The 1,867-nt window shown below is 70.0% G+C and carries 1 protein-coding gene and 1 pseudogene; one reads left to right on the plus strand and one right to left on the minus strand.

The window, feature by feature from the left end; translation table 11 throughout:
- The coding region (xseA, locus tag AC5RUJ_RS15465) for an exodeoxyribonuclease VII large subunit (RefSeq protein WP_494156155.1) at nt 1-1,178 on the minus strand (1,178 nt) is incomplete at its 3' end.
- Between the two features lie 164 nt (nt 1,179-1,342).
- Here xseA and AC5RUJ_RS15470 point away from each other — a divergent pair.
- Nucleotides 1,343-1,867 (plus strand): annotated as a pseudogene (locus AC5RUJ_RS15470) (hypothetical protein); the annotation flags it as partial.

Raw genomic sequence — 1,867 nt, forward strand, 5'->3', positions numbered from 1 at the left:
TCGCGCAGCACCCGGCCGTCGGGCAGCTGGGCCACGGCATAGCCGCGGTCCAGGGTGTTCTGGGGGGACAGTGCGCGCACCTGTGCCTTCAGGTGGGCGACCCGGTCGCTGTCACGGTGCACGGCCGCCGAGACGGCCTGGTGGGCCCGGGAGACGAGCCGGTGGAGATCTTCCGCCCGGACATCCACCATGCCCGCGGGGTTTGCCATCACCGGGCGGCTGCGCAGCGCGGCCAGGCGTTCGGTTTCGCGGTGGACCATCTGCTCCACCCGGCGGGCAAGCAGGGCGCGGGCCTGCCCGATGCGATGCAGTTCCTCGCTGACGTCAGGGACGATGCGCTTGGCGGCGTCCGTCGGCGTGGAGGCACGCAGGTCCGCGACGTCGTCGAGCAGGGGCCGGTCCGCTTCGTGTCCGATGGCGCTCACCACCGGCGTGGCGGCGGCGGCCACCGCCCGGACCAAATCCTCGTTGCTGAAGGGCAGCAGGTCCTCCAGTGAACCTCCGCCGCGGGCGATGACGATGACGTCCACATCGTTGCGGGCGTCGAGCTCGGCGAGTGCCTGCATCACCTGCGCCACGGCATTCACGCCCTGGACGGCAACTTCCCGGACCTCGAATTCGACGGCGGGCCAGCGCAGCGAGGCATTCCGGATGACGTCCTTCATGGCGTCGGAATCGCGGCCGGTAATGAGGCCGATGCGGTGCGGCAGCAGGGGCAGCCGCCGCTTGCGGGACGGATCGAAGAGCCCTTCGGCGGCCAGCGCCCGGCGCAGCCGCTCCAACCGGACCAGCAGGTCGCCGAGCCCCACCGGCCGGATGTCCCGGGTCTGCATGGTCAGCCGCCCGGTCTTGACGTAGAGGTCCGGTTTGATCTGGGCCACCACCCGGGAGCCCGGTTCCAGCGGCAGCTCCAGGCGCGCCATCACGCTGCCCCAGACCACCAGGCTGAAGGATGCCTCGGCGTCGGTGTCCCGCAGCGTCAGGTAGGTGGTGGCGTTCCGGCGGTTGAGCTCAATGACCTGGCCTTCGACCCAGGTGGGCGGCACGCGGTCGATGTGCATCTTGAGCTTTTGGGACAGCAGCCGCAGCGGCCACGGGTTGTCCGCCGTCGTCTGGTTGGCAGTCGGGGGCAGGGTCGATTGTCCGGTGCCGGCGCCTTGGACCGCGCTTGACTCCATGAATTGCCCCTTCCGGAGGTGTGATTCCGACGGCTGCCGGAGACCCTCCATTCTTACCAGTTATCTCTGTCAAACCGATTCTCTGTTGTACTGGGTAGGGGTAGGCGGCGCTCCTCGAGGCCCGCCGGATCTGCCTGAAGCAAAGCAAGGAAACGGAGGAGACCGTGCGGACGTTGTTGGCTGCGGTCGGCGGGCTGCTGGCCGTGCTCCTCGCCGGAGCCGCGCTGTGCGGGGCCTGGGCCAACCAACGGGTGCTTGACCGTGGGGGCTTCGTGTCGCTGGCCGCCCCGCTGGGCGACGACGCCGGGTTCCGGTCGGCGCTGGCCGCCACCATCACGGAAGAAGTTGCCGGCAGTGCCGAGTTGCCGGCCGGCCTGCAGGAACTCGTGCGGCCCATCGTGGAGCGAACCGCGGGAGCGATGACCGAACTGGCCGGATTCCCGCGGGCCCTGAAGGAGTCGCTGGCCCTGTCTCACGCGCATACGTTCTCCGGGACTTCCGGGGGAGAGGCGGCCGTCACGCTGGATATCGCCCCCATGGTGGAGTTGGCGGTTTCGCGGGTAGCGGACGCGCTGGGTACTAATATCCGGAGCCCCGAGCAGGTGTTGTTGCCGCTGGGCTCGGCCGAGGCGGGCGGCGTCCTGGCCTCGGTGCGGGACCTGCCGTCGCAGTGGTGGGTTGCCGCGGTG

Source organism: Arthrobacter sp. Y3223164, from assembly GCF_059091005.1.